This is a genomic window from Micromonospora sp. DT44, assembly GCF_049841635.1.
GTDB lineage: Bacteria > Actinomycetota > Actinomycetes > Mycobacteriales > Micromonosporaceae > Micromonospora.
In genome coordinates this window covers 1-18136 of sequence record NZ_JBNCKS010000056.1, presented here as the reverse complement: position 1 = coordinate 18136, position 18136 = coordinate 1, and the positions used below count along the sequence as shown (strand labels likewise).

The 18136-nt window shown below is 70.0% G+C and carries 13 protein-coding genes; 3 read left to right on the top strand and 10 right to left on the bottom strand.

The genetic code is table 11. The features are described 5' to 3' along the window. Nucleotide 1: 1 nt before the first annotated feature. Both ACLQ25_RS26425 and ACLQ25_RS26420 read right to left on the bottom strand, forming a co-directional pair. Entirely contained in the window at nt 2-976 is a 975-nt protein-coding gene (locus tag ACLQ25_RS26425; protein WP_425733494.1) for an ABC transporter permease, read from the bottom strand. After that, a complete protein-coding gene (locus tag ACLQ25_RS26420; RefSeq protein WP_425733493.1) occupies nt 973-2496 on the bottom strand; it encodes a sugar ABC transporter ATP-binding protein in 1524 nt (507 codons plus the stop codon). Before ACLQ25_RS26420 ends, ACLQ25_RS26425 begins: the two co-directional genes overlap by 4 nt. A gap of 524 nt (nt 2497-3020) precedes the next feature. Between ACLQ25_RS26420 and ACLQ25_RS26415 the strand changes: the two genes are divergently transcribed. Further along, nucleotides 3021-6575 carry a ThuA domain-containing protein gene (locus ACLQ25_RS26415; protein WP_425733492.1) on the top strand — a complete coding sequence of 1185 codons (3555 nt, stop codon included), beginning with the start codon at nt 3021-3023 and terminating at the stop codon, nt 6573-6575. Between the two features lie 84 nt (nt 6576-6659). Here the strand turns inward: ACLQ25_RS26415 and ACLQ25_RS26410 are convergent, their stop codons facing one another. The 8 genes from ACLQ25_RS26410 to ACLQ25_RS26375 form a co-directional block, all read right to left on the bottom strand. Continuing rightward, on the bottom strand, nt 6660-7631 hold the full coding sequence (locus tag ACLQ25_RS26410) for an aldo/keto reductase (RefSeq protein WP_425733491.1): 972 nt from the start codon (nt 7629-7631) through the stop codon (nt 6660-6662). Next, a complete protein-coding gene (locus tag ACLQ25_RS26405) occupies nt 7628-8506 on the bottom strand; it encodes an amidohydrolase family protein (RefSeq protein ID WP_425733490.1) in 879 nt (292 codons plus the stop codon). The genes ACLQ25_RS26410 and ACLQ25_RS26405 overlap by 4 nt, the downstream gene beginning before the upstream one ends. After that, nucleotides 8503-9264: an SDR family NAD(P)-dependent oxidoreductase gene (locus tag ACLQ25_RS26400; protein WP_425733489.1), complete on the bottom strand. Its 762-nt coding sequence runs from the start codon at nt 9262-9264 to the stop codon at nt 8503-8505. Before ACLQ25_RS26400 ends, ACLQ25_RS26405 begins: the two co-directional genes overlap by 4 nt. After that, nucleotides 9261-10289, bottom strand: coding sequence for a zinc-dependent alcohol dehydrogenase (locus ACLQ25_RS26395; RefSeq protein WP_425733488.1), 1029 nt, complete (start codon nt 10287-10289; stop codon nt 9261-9263). Before ACLQ25_RS26395 ends, ACLQ25_RS26400 begins: the two co-directional genes overlap by 4 nt. A 137-nt stretch (nt 10290-10426) precedes the next feature. Next, the gene (locus ACLQ25_RS26390) at nt 10427-11662 is read right to left on the bottom strand and encodes a mandelate racemase/muconate lactonizing enzyme family protein (RefSeq protein WP_425733487.1); all 1236 of its coding nucleotides are present in this window, start codon (nt 11660-11662) and stop codon (nt 10427-10429) included. Between the two features lies 1 nt (nt 11663). Beyond that, nucleotides 11664-12491, bottom strand: coding sequence for a carbohydrate ABC transporter permease (locus ACLQ25_RS26385; protein WP_425733486.1), 828 nt, complete (start codon nt 12489-12491; stop codon nt 11664-11666). After that, the gene (locus ACLQ25_RS26380; RefSeq protein ID WP_425733485.1) at nt 12491-13468 is read right to left on the bottom strand and encodes a carbohydrate ABC transporter permease; all 978 of its coding nucleotides are present in this window, start codon (nt 13466-13468) and stop codon (nt 12491-12493) included. The genes ACLQ25_RS26385 and ACLQ25_RS26380 overlap by 1 nt, the downstream gene beginning before the upstream one ends. A 4-nt stretch (nt 13469-13472) precedes the next feature. After that, entirely contained in the window at nt 13473-14741 is a 1269-nt protein-coding gene (locus tag ACLQ25_RS26375; RefSeq protein WP_425733484.1) for an ABC transporter substrate-binding protein, read from the bottom strand. A 150-nt stretch (nt 14742-14891) separates the two neighbouring features. Here ACLQ25_RS26375 and ACLQ25_RS26370 point away from each other — a divergent pair, with 150 nt between their 5' ends. Both ACLQ25_RS26370 and ACLQ25_RS26365 read left to right on the top strand, forming a co-directional pair. Then, nucleotides 14892-15662, top strand: a complete 771-nt coding sequence (locus tag ACLQ25_RS26370) for a FadR/GntR family transcriptional regulator (protein ID WP_425733483.1) — start codon at nt 14892-14894, stop codon at nt 15660-15662. Nucleotides 15663-16068: 406 nt separating this feature from the next. After that, nucleotides 16069-17895, top strand: coding sequence for a family 43 glycosylhydrolase (locus ACLQ25_RS26365; protein ID WP_425733482.1), 1827 nt, complete (start codon nt 16069-16071; stop codon nt 17893-17895). Nucleotides 17896-18136 lie beyond the last annotated feature (241 nt).

The window sequence follows — 18136 nt, the reverse complement described above, 5'->3', positions numbered from 1 at the left end:
GTCAGGACCCCGCCTTTCGCATGGCCCGTCGGGCGTAGACGGCGACCGCGGCGATGATGATCACGCCACGGATCACCTGCTTGAAGAACGCGTCGACCTCGAGCTGGTTGAAGACCGCGTCGATGCTGGCGAGCAGCAGCACGCCGCCGATCGTGCCGAGGACGCCCCCGCGCCCGCCCGCGAGGGCGGTGCCACCGAGGACCACCGCGGCGATGGACTCCAGGTCGTAGAGCCCTTCGGTGCCCACCCGTGGGGCGCCGGAGCCGAGCCGGCTGGCCAGATAGACGCCGGCCAGCCCGGCACAGAGGGAACACAGCACGTGGGCCGTGACGAGGACCCGGTCGTTGCGGACGCCGGAGAGCCGGGCGACCTCCGGATCGCCCCCGACGGCCACCAGGTGGTGGCCGAACCGGGTACGCGAGAGGGCGAACCAGGCCGCCGCGGTCACGGCGAGCAGCAGCAGGAAGGACACCGGCACCGGACCGACCCGCTGATAGCCGAGCGTCTGGACGAGAGCGGGCGCGCTCTCGCCGGCCGGGCCGTCGTAGCCGTTGTCGAGGTAGCCCTTGAGCAGCAGTCCGACGCCGAGGGTCGCGATGAACGCGTTGATCCGCAGCTTGGTGACGAGCAGCCCGTTGAGCAGTCCGACGCCGGCGCTGACCGCGAGCGCCAGCCCGATCGCCGGAAGCAGGGCGCCGTCGCTGCCGTTCATCGCCTCGGCCGCCACCAGGGTGCTGAGGCTGATCACGAACGCCACGGAGAGGTCGAGCGACCCACCGAGGATGACCAGGGTCTGCCCGACGGCGACGAGCCCGAGGCCGGCGGCGACGTGCAGCAGGCTCACCGTCGTCGACTGATTGAAGAGCTGACCGCCGTCGAGCATGACGATCAGCCAGCCGACGACGAGGGTGAGGGCAAGGGCCACGTACACGCCCGGCACGGCACGGCGGGCGGGACGCAGCGACAGGGCGGTCATGAGACAGCCTCCCGGACGGTGGTCGTGGTGGTGCCGACGGCCAGGGCGACGACGTCCTCCTCGGTCGCGCCGGCGGGCAGTTCGCCCGCGATCCGACCATCGCGGAGGACGACGATCCGGTCGCTCATACCGAGCAGCTCCGGCAGCTCCGACGAGATCATCAGCACCGCCGCGCCGTCGCTGGCGAGGCGGCGGACGAGGTCGTGGATGGCGGACTTCGCCCCCACGTCAATGCCCCGGGTCGGCTCGTCGAAGATCAGGATCCGGGGTTTCAGGGCAAGCCACCGGGCCAGCACGACCTTCTGCTGATTGCCGCCGGAGAGGAAGCGGATCTCCTGGTCGTCGCCGGCCGCGCGGACCTCCACGGCGGCGAGCAGTTCGCGTACCCGTGCCGTGCGGGCGGCGCGACCGGACCGTGTCGCGAAGGCGGCCCGGCTGGCCAGCAGAGCGTTGTCGAGCACCGACTGCCGTGCCACGATGCCCTCGCCCTTGCGGTCCTCGGTCACGTACGCGATGCCGGCCCGCATGGCGGCGCGCGGCGAGCGCAGCCGCACCGGTTCGCCGTCCAGCTCGACGAAGCCGGTCGTGAACGGCGCCACGCCGAAGAGCGCCCGGGCGAGCGCGGATCGTCCGGAGCCCTGGAGGCCGCCGACGCCGAGCACCTCGCCGGCGCGCAGCTCGAGGTCCACTCCCCGCAGCTTGCGGTTACCCCCGCCGCGGACGGTGAGCCGTACCGGCCCACGGTCGTCGGGGCCGGCCCGCTCGGGGTAATAGCTGGACAGCTCGCGGCCGACCATGTGCCGGACCAATTCGTCGGCGGTCGTGCTCGCGGTGTCCACGGTGGTCACCCGGCGACCGTCCTTGAGGACGGTGATCCGGCTGGACAGGTCGAAGACCTCGGTGAGCCGGTGCGACACGTACAGCAGACCGATGCCGCGCTCCTGGAGACGGCGCACCAGCCCGTAGAGCAGTTCGACCTCCTGGTCGGCCAGCGCCGCCGTCGGCTCGTCCATGATGAGCAGTCGCGCGTCCAGGGCGAGCGCCTTGGCGATCTCGACGACCTGCTGCTGGGCGACGCCGAGCCGCCCGACCCGGGCGTCGGCCGGCAGGGCGGTCTCGCCGATCGAGGTGAGGAGTTCGCGGGTGCGGTCGAGCATCGCGCGGCGGTCGACCAACCCACGCCGGACCGGTTCGTGGCCCAGGTAGACGTTCTCCGCGACGGTGCGCTCGGGCAGCAGGTTGAATTCCTGGTGGATGATGCCGACGCCGGCGCGCTGCGCGTCCCGGGGGCCGTGGAACGCGCGCGGTTGACCTGCGAACTCGACGGTGCCCCCGTCCGGGGCGTACCCGCCCGAGACGATCTTCATGAGCGTCGACTTCCCGGCGCCGTTCTCACCGACGACGGCGTGCACCTCGCCCGGCGCGACGTCGAGGTCGACGCCCTCGAGGACGCGTACACCGAGGAAGGACTTGCCGATGCCCCGCAGGGCCAGCAGCGGTGCCGGTGGTGGATCTGACATCCCGATAGCCCTTACAGATAGTAGTCATCGACGAGGTCAGCACGGCCGCCGGTAGGCCGTTCGACGCGCTGAGTGACGCACTTTCGCAGCCTGCTGAAGAACTTGCGTTTTTATGGTGCAAACATTTCCTTGACATCGAGGAAACATCACACGTATGAAGATAGATGTTTGGATGCGGGTCCGCAATCCTCGATCTGCGGTGACAGCCAGGCCCAGCACTCGATCGGCACGAGTGCGGGCATGGAAGGGTCAGGCCCGACCGCCCCTACCCGGGGGTAACATCAGACGCTCGACGTTATATTGACAGTTCTCGATGGATGATTCATCCTGACCTCGCAGACCTTGGACGAGATCACAGCTCACATCACGCTGTGTGACATCCAGCGGGGCTGACTGCCGTCTCGGCGTACGGCACGACGACCGCGACCAGCACACCCGTGGCTCTCGCGCGCCCAGGCACGACCTGACGCGCTGTCGGCCCGTGCTCGCAATCGCCAGTTGCCCGCCCAGACCTAGGAGACGGCATGCGTCGCCCCACAATGATCATCGGACTGATCGTCGGCCTGTTGGTGGCCCTCGGCCTGGCCCCGCCGGCGTCGGCCGCACCGGCCTTCCGCGCCCTGTTGTTCACCAAGACCGCCGGCTACCGGCACGACTCGATCCCCGCCGGCATCAGCATGTTGCAGCAGCAGGCGGCCGCGAACAACTTCGAGCTGGTGGCGACCGAGGACGCGAGCGTCTTCACGCCCACCAACCTCGCCACCTTCGACGTCGTCATCATGCTCCAGACCTCCGGCATGGTCTGGACCTCGGCCTCCCAGCGCCAGGCCATCGAGGGCTACCTCGCCAGCGGCAAGGGCATCGTCGGCGTGCACAACGCCACCGACATGGGCATCGAGTCTGAGTACCCGTGGTGGGACCAGATGATGAACGGCGGCGCCCACATGCCCGAGCACTCCCCCGGAGTCCTCGCGGGCACCGCCATCGTCGCCGACAGACAGCACCCGTCGACGGTCGGCCTGCCGGACCGCTGGAGTCGCAGCGAGGAGTGGTACAACTTCGACACCAACCCGCGCGGCAACGTCCACGTGCTGGTGACGGCCGACGAGCGCACCTACAACCCGGGCTCACGGGCGATGGGTCCGGACCACCCGATCTCGTGGTGCCGCAACACCGGCGGCGGACGGGTCTGGGCCACCGCGATGGGCCACGCCATCGACTCCTACAGCGAGACCAACTTCCGCAACCACGTCCTCGGTGGCATCAAGTGGGCGGCCGGCAACCTGCCGGGCGACTGCGGCGGCACCGTCTGGGGCAACTTCGAGAAGCGCACCCTCGACGACAACACCGCCGACCCGATGGCGCTGGCCGTGCTGCCGGACGGCCGCGTCCTGTACGTCCAGCGGGGTGGCCAGGTCAAGATCTTCAAGCCGAGCACGAACAGCACCGTCACCGCCGCCACGCTGAGTGTCTACACCGGCGGTGAGGACGGCCTCACCGGCGTGGCGATAGACCCCGCGTTCGCCAGCAACGGATACGTCTACCTGTACCACTCACCCGCGAGCAGCTCGACCGACGTCAACCGGGTGTCCCGCTACACGCTCTCCGGTGACACGCTCAACCTGTCCACCGAAGCCCGGATCATCGACATCCCCGCGTACCGGGACCGGACCTTCGCGGAGCCCGGGCACACCGGCGGCTACATCGACTTCGGCCCGGACGGCAACCTCTACATCGGCACCGGCGACGACACGCCGCCCAACCTCGACCCCAACTGGCAGGGGTACGCCCCGCTGGACTGGCGCTCGGGCAAGTCCAACCTGGACGCCGCCCGGTCCGCCGGTAACACCAACGACCTGCGCGGCAAGCTGCTGCGCATCACGCCCTCGGCCAGCGGCGGGTACACCATCCCGTCCGGCAACCTCTACCCCCAGGGTACGGCGCAGACCAAGCCCGAGGTGTACGCCATGGGCTTCCGCAACCCGTTCCGCTTCTCGATCGACCCGGTCACCGGCTGGGTCTACCTGGCCGACTACGGCCCGGACCGCAATCCGCCGACCACCAACCGCGGCCCGGAGGGTCTCGTCGAGCTGAACGTGATCAAGGCGGCCGGTAACTACGGCTGGCCGTTCTGCCACGGCAACAACCAGCCGTACGCGCCGTTCAACCCGGACACCGGTGTGGTCGGGGCGAAGTTCAACTGCAGCGCGCCGGTCAACAACTCGCCCAACAACACCGGCCTGGTCAACCTCAAGCCGATCGTCTCGCCGAACATCTGGTACGGCTACCCGGCCTCGACGACCTTCCCGGAGCTGGGCTCCGGCGGGTCGGCCCCGATGGGCGGCCCGGTGTACCGGTACAACGCGAACAACCCGTCGGCGACGAAGTTCCCGCCGTACTACGACGGCGTGCACTTCTTCTACGAGTGGGCTCGCAACTACGTCAAGGAGGTGCACTTCGACTCCTCGACGGCGGTCACCCGGACCAACCCGTTCCTGCCCGGCGGCAACTTCAACAAGCCGATGGACATGGAGTTCGGCCCCGACGGTTCGCTGTACCTGCTGGAGTGGGGCTCGAACTTCGGCGGCGGCAACAACGACTCCGGGCTCTACCGGATCGACTACATCCAGGGCGGCCGGTCACCGATCGCGAAGGCCGTCGGCACGCCGACCAGCGGCAGCGCCCCGCTGACCGTCCAGTTCAGCAGCGCCGGCACCAACGACCCCGACCCCGGCAACACCCTCAGCTACCAGTGGACCTTCGGTGACGGTGGTACGTCCACGGCAGCCAACCCGGCACACACCTACACGGCCAACGGCGACTACACCGCACAGCTGAAGGTCACCGACAACACCGGCAAGACCGGCTTCGCCAACGTGCAGATCACGGTCGGCAACACCGCCCCGGTGGTCACCATCAACGTGCCGCCCAACGGCGGCATGCTGAACTTCGGCGACAAGGTCTCGTACACGGTCAGTGTCTCCGACCCCGGCGGCGCGGCCATCGACTGCACCAAGGTGTTCGTCAACCCGGCCCTCGGCCACGACGACCACGCCCACGAGACCACCGAGTACCCGGGCTGTTCGGGGACCATCTCCACCGACCTGCTCGGTGGGCACCCCGAAGGCGCGAACCTGTACTACGTGCTCAACGCCCGCTACACCGACAACGGCGGCTCGGGTGGCGGCTCGCCGCTGACCGGCTACGCGCAGGCGATCCTGCAGCCGAAGCACAAGCAGGCCGAGTACTTCAGCAGCCAGTCCGGCGTCCGGGTCGTCGACCAGAGCGCCGCGGAGAGCGGTAAGCGCGTCGGCGACATCTCCAACAACGACTGGGTGGCGTTCAACCCGATGAGCCTGTCGGGCATCAGTACCGTCAGCTACCGGCTGTCGTCGCCCAGCGGCGGCGGAAGCATCGAGCTGCGGGCCGACTCGCCGACCGGCACCCTGCTGGCGACGACGTCGGTGCCGAACACCGGAGGCTGGGACAACTACCAGTCCACGGCTGCGACGAGCGTCGCGGCCCTGTCCGGGACGCACACCCTCTACATGGTGTTCAGGAGCAGCTCGTCCAACTCGTTCGACCTCGACGCCTTCACCTTCGGCGGCAACGGCGTGGGGGTCCCCGGCACCGGCACCGGCACCGGCGTGGCCGGGAAGACCTGGACCCTGACGGCCCAACACAGCGGCAAGCTGATGGACGTCAGCGGTGTCTCCACCGCCGACGGCGCCCAGGTCGTGCAGTGGGCGGCCACCGGGGCCAACAACCAGAAGTGGCAGGCGGTGGACGCCGGCGGCGGCGCCGTCTACCTCAAGGCGGTGCACAGCGGTAAGTGCCTCGACGTCGTCGGAGGCTCGACCGCGCAGGGCGCCTTCCTGCAACACACCACCTGCAACAACTCCAACCAACAGAAGTTCACCGTGACGGCGACCAGCACCACCGGTGTCTACACGGTCAAGAGCGCGCTGAGCGGGCTCTGCCTGGACGTCAACGGTGCCTCGACCGCCGACGGGGCCCGACTGCTGCAGTGGGGCTGCCACAGCGCCGCCAACCAGCAGTGGCGGTTCACCCAGGTCTGACCACCGGCCCTGGCGTGAACGAAGCGCCGGCCACCCGCTCCTGACGACGGGTGGCCGGCGCTCCGGCTTTTCAGCGGCGTGCCGTCACCGGAGCAGTCCGGCGTCGCGCAGCGCCACCCAGAGCTGCTCCGGGACGTCCGCGTCGAAGCGGCGCAGGGTCTCGGTCACCTGGGCCTCGTCGCGCAGGCCGACCACCGTCGAGACCACGACCGGGTGCCGGCGGACGAGCGCCAGCGCCGCCTGGGGCAGCGTGACGCCGTACTCCTGACAGGCCGCCGCGATTCGCCGGGCCCGTTCGATCACCTCGGGCGGCGCCTGCTGGTAGTTGTAGGTCGCGTCGGCCGGTGGCTGGTCGCGGGCCAGCAGCCCGGAGTTGTAGACCCCGGCGATCACCACGCCCACCCCGGCGGCCTGCGCGGCCGGCAGCAGGTCGTCGGCCGCACCCTGTTCGAGGAGGGTGTAGCGGCCGGCGCACATCACCACGTCGATGTCGGTCTCCTGGACGAAGCGGGCCAGCATCGCCGACTGGTTCATGCCGGCGCCGATCGCGCCGATGACCCCCTGGTCGCGCAGCTCGACCAGCGCCGGTACCGCCTCGGTCGCCGCCTGCTCCCAGTGCTCGTCCGGGTCGTGCAGGTAGACGACGTCCACGCGGTCCAGGCCGGTGCGCTCCAGGCTGGCCTCCAACGACCGCAGGACACCGTCGCGGCTGAAGTCCCAGAGCCGCCGATGGTCGGCCGGCACGTCGAACCCCTCCGGGTCGCGGTCCCGCGCGCCCTCAGGCGAGGGTACGAGCAGCCGCCCGACCTTGGTCGACACCACGTACTCGTCGCGGGGCCGGGACCGCAGCGCCGCCCCCAACCGCCGCTCGGACAGGCCGAGACCGTAGTGCGGCGCGGTGTCGAAATAGCGGATGCCGGCGTCCCAGGCGGTGTCGACGGCGGCCGCGAACTCGTCGTCCGCCGTCGTCCGGTACAGGTTGCCGCCCTGCGCCGCGCCGAAGCCCAGCGTGGTGAGACGTACGCCCGGTCGCCGGGGCAGTTCCCGGCCCGTCACGGCTGCCCCAACCCGTACGCGCGGACGGCGGTCTCCCGCCAGATCGACGCCTGCTCCTCGTCGGCGAGCGGTTCCAGCAGGTCGGCGAGGACGCCGACCCACCGGGTGTAGGAGCTGGCGAGCAGGCACACCGGCCAGTCGGAGCCGAACATGAGCCGGTGCGGTCCGAACGCGTCGAGCGCGTGGTCGATGGCGGGGCGCAGGTCAGCAGCGGACCAGGACGAGCCGTCCACCTCGGTCACCAGGCCGGAGAGCTTCGCGGTGACGTTCGGCTCGGCGGCGAGCGCCCGCAGGTTGGCGGGCCAGTCACCCAGGTCTCCCCTGCCGAGTGCCGGCTTGGCGAGGTGGTCCAGGACGAACGACACCTCGGGCAGGTCCCGGACGAGCCGGGTGGCCGCCGGCAGTTGATGGTCGCGGACCAGCAGGTCGTAGGCGAGACCGGCGGCCCCGACGGCCGCGATGCCCCGCCGGACGTCGCGCCGGTCGAGGTACGCCGGGTCGGGCTCGGACTGGACCAGGTGGCGGATGGCGACCAACCGATCCCCGCCGCGGGTGGCGCGCAGCCGGTCGAGGCGCTCGTCGATGTCGTCGGCCGTGAGGTTGACCCAGCCGACGACGCCGCCGATGAGGGGATCGTCGGCCGCGATGCCCAGCAGGTGTTCCGTCTCCGCCACGGAGGCGATGGACTGCACGACGACGGTCTCGGTGACCCCGGCGGCCCGCGCCGCCGGAGCGAGATCCGCCGGGGTGAAGTCGTTGTCGATCGCCGCCATCGTGTCCGGGTCGATCCACGGTTGCGGGTGCCGGGCACGGACCCAGAGGTGGTGGTGCGCGTCGATGATGCCGGGACGCCCGGCCGGCGTGGGCCCGGTCATCGGCCCAACCATCCGCCGTCGACGGGCAGGACGGTGCCGTGCACATAGTCCGACGCGGCGGCGGCCAGGAACACGGTGGCGCCGGCCAGGTCGTCGGCGCGTCCCCACCGGCCGGCCGGGATCCGACCCAGGATGGCGTCGTTGCGTACGGGGTCGTCGCGCAGCGCCTGGGTGTTGTCGGTGGCGATGTACCCGGGCGCGATCGCGTTGACGTTGACCCCGTGTCCGGCCCACTCGTTGGACAGGGCCCTGGTCAGCCCGGCGAGGCCGGACTTGGCCGCCGTGTAGCTCGCGACGTTGATGCCACCTTGGAAGCTCAGTAGCGAGGCGGTGAAGATGACCTTGCCGCGACCCCGGTCGACCATCCGCCGGCCGATCTCCCGGGTCAGCACGAACTGGCTGGACAGGTTCACCTGCACCACCCGGTCCCACATCTCGTCGGGGTGCTCCACGGCCGGCGCCCGGGCGATCGTGCCGCCGTTGTTCACCAGGATGTCCACCGGCGCCACCGCCTCGGCCTCCTCGGCCAGCCGGTACACCGCGGCCCGGTCGCCCAGGTCGGTCCGGATGCCGGTGAACCGGCGACCGGCGGCCTCGACGCGCCGTTGGACCTCACTGCCCTCCGGCTCCAACTGCGCTGACACCCCGATGATGTCCGCGCCGGCCAACGCCAGGGCCTCGGCCATCGCCAGGCCGATCCCCCGCCGGGCACCGGTCACCAAAGCGGTCCGTCCGGTCAGGTCGAACAGGACGCTCATCGCTCCTCCTCCCGCCAGTCGAGCAGCACCTTCATGACACCTCCGCCGGACTCCAGAGCCGTGAACGCGTCCGTGACGCCGGCCACCGGGAGCACTCGGGAGATCAGCTCCTGGGCCGGGATGACGCCCGCCGCCACCAGCCGGATCGCCTCGACGACGTCCTCGCGCCGGTACAGCCGCGCGCCCAGCAACTCCAGTTCCCGCCAGAAGAAGCGGTGCAGGTTCACCGGACGTGGCTGCGGGTGGATCGCAACCATCACCAGCCGGCCCCGGGTGGTCAGCACGTCCACCGCCGTGCCGACGCCGGCGGCCGAACCGGACACCTCGAACGCGACGTCCGCGCCCGCGCCGCCGGTGCGCTCGTTGACCAGCGCCACCACGTCGGTCGGCCCCGGGTCGAGGGCCTCGATGCCGATGCCCGACGCGACTCCGCGCCGGAAACCGTCCGGTTCGACGAGTAGGACCTGGGCCCCCCGCTCGCGGGCGACGGCGGCGATGAGCACACCCACCGGGCCCCCGCCGACGACGACCACGTGCTCACCGGACGCCACCTGCGCCCGGCCGACGTCGTGCACCGCCACGGCGACGGGCTCGACGAGCGCCGCGCGGTCCAACGGCAAATCGTCGGGGAGCGGCAGCACCAGGTCGGCAGGCACCGTCCAGGACGACTGCATCGCCCCGGGCGAGTCGATGCCGAGGAAGTTCATCGCGTGACAGATGTGCGAGTGGCCGCGACGGCACGCCGGGCACTGCCCGCAGGCGCGCGTGGGCATGACGGTGACGGGCTGCCCGACCCGCAGGTCGGTCACGCCGTCGCCGACCGCGGCGACGAGCCCCGACATCTCGTGCCCCAGGACCGCCGACGCGCCGACCCGGGCGTCCATGTCGCCGTGGAAGATGTGCAGGTCCGTACCGCAGATCCCGGTGTACGCCACCGCGATCCGTACCTGGCCGGGGCCCGGCGGTTCCGGTGCGCGGTCCTCGATTCCGAGGTCCCGTGCTCCCTTGTAGACAACTGCCTTCACTGCTGCTCCGTCTCGACGTGGTTGGTACGTACGGTGCGTGGGACAGGGCGGCCGGAGCCGCGTCCGCGGTGTCGGCGCCACGGACACGGTAATCATCCGACCAATTGAGGTCCAGTGCGGTTACGGCCCGTGCCTGCTCAGTGCCGCAGCGGCGCCACGTCGTTGGGGGACGTGACCGCGTCGACGAGCAGGGCCTCGACCCCGGCCGGCACGGCGGCGACCGGGTGCTCGGGCACCGCGAGCAGCCGCTTGCCGGCGCGCTCCGGCCGGACGTTCGGGCTGTCGGCGGTCGGGGTGCCCGGACGGTGTCCGGCGGCCGCGATCGCCGCCTCGTCCACCCGCACCCCGAGGCCCGGTGTCTCACCCAGGACGAACGCGCCGTCCTCGACGTGCAGGTCGAGGCCGATACCCCTCGGTGGGCGGAGATCCTGCAACTCGCTGACCAGGTGGTTGGGCACCGAGGTCGCGGCGTGCAGGAGCCCGACGGGGATGTTGCCGATGGGGCTGACCGGCAGGTCGTGGGCGTGCGCCAGGGCCGCCACCCGCAGGAAGTGGGTGACCCCCCAGACGGCGGCCGTCTGCACGATGTCGACCGCGCCCGCCGCGATCAGCGGGCGGTACTGCTCCAGCCCGGTGAGGTTCTCGCCGGTGGCGATCGAGGCCCGTACGCCCCGACCCACGGCGGCCAGCCCCTCGGCGTCCCAGCGGCGGACCGGCTCCTCGATCCAGATCAGGTCGAGGGTGCGTTCCAGCTCGGCCACGTGCCGGACGGCCTGCTTGCGCGACCACGCCTCGTTGACGTCGAGCATCAGGCCCGGCCGTCGGCCGTGCCCGGCCTCGGTCAGCACCTCCCGGACCAGGCCGAGTCGGTGCCGGTCCCGCTCGATGTCGAGGCCGCCCTTGAGTTTGGCGGCCCGCAGGCCGTACCCGGCGTACACCTCGTACTCGGCGACGAGCTCGTCGTCGGTCAGCCCGATGTCCAGACCGGAGGCGTACGCGGGAACGCGCCGGTCCCGCCCGCCGAGCAGGCGCCAGAGCGGCTCGCCGGCCATCTTCGCCTTGATGTCCCAGAGGGCGGTGTCCAGCGCGCCGATCGTCCCGAACACCAGGCCGGCGTGCCCGGCCTTGAACGTCTGCCGCAGCATCCGGTCGTACAGGGTGGACACCGCGCGGGGATCTTCCCCTTCGATGGCCGGGAAGATCTTGTCGATCTCCACGTGCGGCCCGAGGCCGATGCCGTCGACCCCCTCGTCGGTCTCGACGATGGTGATCGGCAGCGTCGTCACGCCGTCGGGGAACACGCCGTTGGCGTCGCCAACGGGTCGGCCCCACTCCTGGACCGTCGTCAGGGTTCGATACCCGGTGATGCGCATGTCAGCCTTTCGTGGAACCAGCGGCGACGCCGTCGGCGATCTGGCGCTGAAGGAACAGGTAGACCGCCAGGACCGGGATCGCCGCGATGAGCACCCCGGAGGCGAAGGTCGGAATGTCCTCGGAGTACTGACCCCGCAGCGAGGTCACCCCGACCATGAGGGTCCGGTGGTCGGCCGACGGCATCAGCAGCAGCGAGATGAGCACGTCGTTCCAGCAGAACAGCGTGTTGAGAATGCCCACGGACAGCAGCGCCGGAGCACCCAGCGGCAGCATGATCCGTCGGTACACGCCGTACACGCTGTTGCCGTCGATCCGGGCCGCGTCGACGATCTCCGCCGGGATGGTCCGGTAGTAGCTGGTCATCAGGAAGACCGTGAAGGGCAGGAACTGCGCGACGTACGCCAGGATCAGCCCCGGGTACGTGTCGACCAGACCGCTGTCGGCCATCACCCGGGCCAGTGGCACCATGATCACCTGGAACGGGATGAAGAGTGCCGCGAGGCAGCCGATGAACAGTGCCGTCGAGCCCCGGAAGCGCAGTTGACTCAACGCGAAGCCGGCCATCGACCCGAACAGCAGCAGCAGGAACACCGCGCAGCCGACGATGATGATCGAGTTGACGGTGTACCGGCCCATGCCGACGCTCGTCCACGCCGTGGTGATGTTCTCGATGCGCAGGGAGTCCGCCAGTGAGAAGCGGTCGAGGATGTACTCCCGGCGGGTCTTCATGGCGACGTTCGCCGTGAACAGCAGGGGGTAGATCGTCGCGAGCGCGAGCAGCCCCATCGGGATCACGAGCAACCATCTGCCCAGTCGGACGCGGGACATCAGTCCTCCCTTCCCGCGCGTCGGAGCAGCTTGAGCTGCAGGAGCCCGACGACGAGCATGATGACGAACAGAACGGTGGACGCGGCCGATGCGAGCGCCGGGCGGTTCATCCGCCCCTGCTGGATCCAGATGTAGTACTCCGGCAGGTAGGTCGAGCCCTCCGGACCGCCACTGGTCATGACGTAGAGCAGGCCGAACATGGACGTCAGCATCCCGATCATCGTGGTCACGAAGACGAACTGGATGGTGCGGGTCAGGCTCGGAATGATGACGTGCCAGATCACCTGGGCCAGCGACGCTCCGTCCACCCGCGCGGCGTCCAGCAGGGCGGCGTCCAGGGTCGCGAAGCCCGCCAGGAACACAACCAGAGCCATCCCGAAGGTCGCCCACACGTGGACGCCGACGACCGCGAACATGGCGACGTCGGGATCACCGAGCCAGTCCACGGGCCCGATGCCGACCGTGGACAGGACAACGTTGACAGGACCGTCAAACGAGAGCAGCAGATTGAAGATCGCGCCGACGATGACCGGGGACAGCACGGCCGGGAAGAAGTAGACGCTGCGGTAGAAGCGGTGCCCCGGTACACGCAGGTAGATGAACGTGGCGAGCAGGCCCGGGATGGCCACCGCCACCGGCAGGAGCAGCACCAGCAGTCCCACGTTGCGCAGCGCCTGCTGGAACAGCGGATCGTGGAACAGGTCAACGTAGTTGGCGAACCCGACCATCGCCCCGTCGCGGTCGCCGTCGCCGGTGAACGAGAAGTTGACGCCCAGCGCCAACGGGTACAGCCGCAGCAGCACGAGGATCAGGACGGCCGGGGCGACCAGCACGAAGGGCGCCAGCTGCTCGGCGCGACGGCCGCCGGCGGCGCGCCGGGAGACGGCGCGGTCGCGCGGCGGTACGGAGGGCGGGACCCCGCCGGCCCGCCCGGCCGAAGCCGAGCGGACCGACGGGAGCGACTTGCCGATCGTCACGAGATCAGCCCGCCGTGTCCGAGGCGGCCATCTGCTTCACGACCTCGTCCACGCTGATCGAGCCGCTGAGCAACTGCTGCGAGAGACGGCCCATCAGGTCGAGCGACTTCGAGGAGAGCGCCACGTGCACCGCCGGCTTGCCGGTCTTGAGCGCGCCCACGATTGTGGTGACGGCCGGCCCGCTCGCCGACACGTCGATGGTCGTGTCCGCGGTGATCGCGCCCGCGTTGGCGTAGAACGCCTTCAGCGCCTCGGTGGAGCTCAGCGAGCGCACCAGGTCGGCGGCCACCTTCGGGTCCTTGGTCCACTTGGCGACCGCGTAACCGATGCCACCGTCGTACGGCAGGCTGGGGGTCACGCCGCTGGTCACCGTCGGGGCCATCATCACGCCCAGCTTCTCCGGCGTGATGAACTCGTTGAAGTCCTTCCAGTGCCCGATGTCCGACATGAGGCCGATCATGTGGGCGGCCTTGCCGGACTGGAAGACGGCGAACGCGTCGTTGAACAGGGCGGTGGAGTTGGCCCCGTCGTTGTTCAGCTTGGCGGTGCCGGTCTCCTTCCACAGCTCGAAGAGCCGCTTGACGTTCGGCGAGTTCCAGTCGCGCTTGCCGGCGATCCAGTTGTCGTACTCCTGCGGGGTCAGCACGCCCGATGCCATGGCCGACAGGAAGAACTGGATGCCGTAGCCCTCCTTGTTGCCGACGGAGAAGCACTTGGCGCCGGTCTGCTTGGTGATGACACCGCAGTTGGCGACGAACTCCTGCCACGTCGTGGCGGGCTTCGCCGGGTCGAGACCGGCCTTCTCGTAGAGCGTCTTGTTGTAGTAGATCGGGTGGCCCTGGAGCGTCACCGGGGCGGCGTAGGTCTTGCCGTCCTTGGCGAACGCCTCCCAGCCGGCCAGCCGCTGCCGGTCCTCGCCGACGTACTCGTCCAGTGGCTGGAGCGAGTCGACCCGGTCGCGGATCTGGCCGCCGCCGTTGAACAGGATGACGTCCGGCCCCTTGCCCGACTGGATGGCTGCGCCGAGCAGCGTGTAGTACTCCTCGAACGGCTGGGCGACGAACTCGACCTTCACGTCCTTGTGCTTCTTGGCGAAGTCGGCCTTGGCCTTCTCCACGTACTGGGCGGAGCTGGCCTCGCCGGACTTCCAGTCCCAGACGACCAGCTTCTTGTCCGAGCCTCCGGAGGATGAACCCGAACCTGTCGCGCTTCCACAGCCTGTCAGGGCCAGCCCTGCAACGAGGACCGCGGCCCACACTGCTCGTTGCTTCATCGTTGCTCACCTTCATATGGGGAGTGGCCTGGGAACGGCCGTCGATGCAAAGTTGACGAGAACGTAACTCGTATGACGTCTGACGTCAACGGTTACCCGTACACTGGTGCGGACTCGTGAGCCCGCTCCCGCGGCCACGCGGAGGTGAACGTGACGACATCGAACCGGTCGGCCCTCAACGGCGCGGCGACCCCGACCTGGACGCGTCGCCCGACGAATCTGGCCCAGGCGATCACGGCCGAGTTGGTGACCCGCATCGTCCAGGGAGCACACCCCTCGGGCACGCCGCTACCCCCCGAGCCGGTGCTCTGCGAGACCTTCTCGGTGAGCCGCACCGTCATCCGGGAAGCCGTGAAGATCCTGCAGGAGAAGGGGCTCGTGCAGGTCCGCCAGGGCAGCGGAACGCTCGTCACCCCGCCCTCGTCGTGGGACATGCTCGACGAACTCGTTCTCGCGGCGACCATCGCCGAGGACGACACCCTGGCGATCCTGGACGACCTGGTGGTCACCCGCCGGGTGCTGGAATCCGACATGGCCAACCTGGCCGCCCGCCTCGCCGACGAGGCGACCATCGACCGACTGCGCGCCCTGGTGGACCGCATGGACGAGCTGGTCGACGACCACGTCACCTACCAGGAGCACGACCGTGCCTTCCACGACACGGTCATGCAGGCGTCCGGGAACCGCATCGCCCGGGGCGTCGTCCGGTCCCTGGAGAGTCAGGTCGTCAACACCGCCCGGTACATGGGCCAGCCCGAGCGGGCCATGTGCGTGGCGTCGAACCAGGGGCACCGGCGCATCTACGAGCGCATCGCCGCCCACGACCCGGACGGTGCCGCACAGGCAATGTTCACGCACATCACGGAGGCCTGGCTCGTGCGCCGCGGCGGACCGGGGAGCCCCACCCGGTTGCAGCGCTGACCGCTCCGTCGACCCCTGGTGCGACCCCACGCCGACCCGTCCGTGACGCCGGCGAGAAATCCAGGGCCATCCATTGCTTGAGAATGTTAGCGATAACAGACTACCCTCGGGCCGCAGAGGCGAAGGGCACGCTTCACCGCTCCACTCGATCCGCCGAGGTCGATGGAGCAGTGCATGACCAACGCCCGCTGGTGGGTGACCGGGCCTCCCCTCAGGGACGTTGACCACCGCCGTCGACAACGGCGGGCCGCCGCACGCGGGAGCCAGGGTGGACACCCGAGGCCCTCCTGCCGCGCTCGCGGCACCGCCGCCGCGCCCACCCGAGCGACCCGCGACGACACCCGCGACACGCCGCCAGCGCACGCGGCGGGCCGCCCGCCCGTCGTGACCCACCCTGGAGGTACCGATGCGCCCCACACCGCCACCGCGGACCAAGACCCGGCTCCGGCGCGGCCTCGCCTGGCTCGCCAGCCTGCTGCTCGTCTCGACGCTGATGCCGGCCACGGCCGCCCGCGCGGACAACCCCATCGTCCAACACATCTACACGGCCGATCCGGCGCCCCTGGTCCACAACGGACGGGTCTACCTCTACACCGGCCACGACGAGGACGGCTCGACGTACTTCACCATGAAGGACTGGCGGGTGTGGTCGTCGGCCGACATGGTCAACTGGACCGACCACCGCTCACCGTTGAGCGTCGCCACCTTCAGTTGGGCGAGCGCCAACGCCTGGGCCGGTCAGGTCGTCGCCCGCAACGGCAAGTTCTACTGGTACGTGCCGGTCACCGCCCGGGCCACCAACTCGATGGCCATCGGCGTCGCGGTCGCCGACAGCCCCACCGGGCCGTTCCGGGACGCCATCGGCCGTCCCCTGGTGGGCAACGGCGAGATCGACCCCACGGTCTTCGTCGACGACGACGGTCAGGCGTACCTGTACTGGGGCAACCCGAACCTGTGGTACGTCCGGCTGAACGCCGACGTGATCTCCTACAGCGGCAGCGCCACCAAGATCCCGCTCACCACCGCCGGGTTCGGCGCCCGCAGCGGCAACGCGAGCCGGCCCACCCTCTACGAGGAGGGCCCCTGGGTCTACAAGCGCAACGGCATCTACTACAACGTGTTCGCGGCGGAGTGCTGCTCCGAGTTCATCGGATACTCGACCGCCACCGGCCCGACCGGCCCGTGGACCTATCGCGGCACGGTCATGCCCCGCCAGGGCGCGAGCTTCACCAACCACCCGGGAGTCATCGACTTCAACGGCGGCTCGTACTTCTTCTACCACAACGGGGCGCTACCGGGCGGTGGCGGTTACACCCGCTCGGTGGCCGTGGAGAAGTTCACGTACAACACCAACGGCACCATCCCGACGATCAACATGACCACGACGGGCGCGCCGCAGATCGGCACGCTGAACCCGTACGTGCGGCAGGAGGCCGAGACCATCGCCTGGGGCTCCGGCATCGAGACCGAGCCGGCCAGCGAGGGCGGGATGAACGTCGGGTGGATCGAGAACGGGGACTATATCAAGGTCAAGGGCGTCGGCTTCGGTACGGGCGCGACGTCCTTCTCGGCGCGGGTCGCCTCGGCGACGTCCGGCGGCACCATCGAACTGCGCCTCGGTAGCCCGACCGGTACCCGGGTGGGCAGCTGCGCGGTACCCGGCACCGGTGCGTGGCAGACGTGGCAGACCGTCTCCTGCCCGGTCTCCGGCGCCACCGGCACCCAGGACCTGTACCTGCGGTTCACCGGCGGCAGCGGCACCCTGTTCAACCTCAACTGGTGGCAGTTCCAGGCCAACGGCACCACGCCCACTCCGACGCCGACCCCCACCCCGACGCCGAGCCCGACCGCGGACCCGACGCCCACGCCCATTCCGACGCCCACGACCACCCCCACTCCCACGCCGACGCCGACGGGCCCGGCGGGGACGTCCTGCGCGGTCACCAACACGGTGGTGAACACCTGGCAGGGCGGGTTCGAGGGACGGCTGACGGTCACCAACTCCGGATCGTCGGCGCTCAACGGCTGGCGGGTCACCTGGACGCTCGCCAGCGGGCAGACGGTGTCCCAGGTCTGGAACGGCACCCTCACCCAGTCGGGTAGCCAGGTGACCGTCGCGAACGCCGCCTACAACGGCCAGCTCGCGCCGGGAACCTCGACCACCGCGGGCTACCTCAGCTCCACCACCTCAAGCAGTCCCCCGACCACCACCCTTACCTGCACCCCCGCCTAACCAACTCCCCCGGGTTTCCCACCCCCAAGAACACCCCCACCCCATCCCCACACCCGTCCGCCGCCGACGTCGATCATGAAGTTAATGCCCCTGATACGCCGATAAGGGTGCAACAACTTCATGATCGACGGGGCGGGGCCGGGGGTGGGGTGGGGGTTCTAGAAGCAACGCCGTTCAGTTAGGCGTTTCGGTAGGCCGTCAAGCGTGTCGTGGAGACGAGGCAGCGGAGCTCCGGTATAGA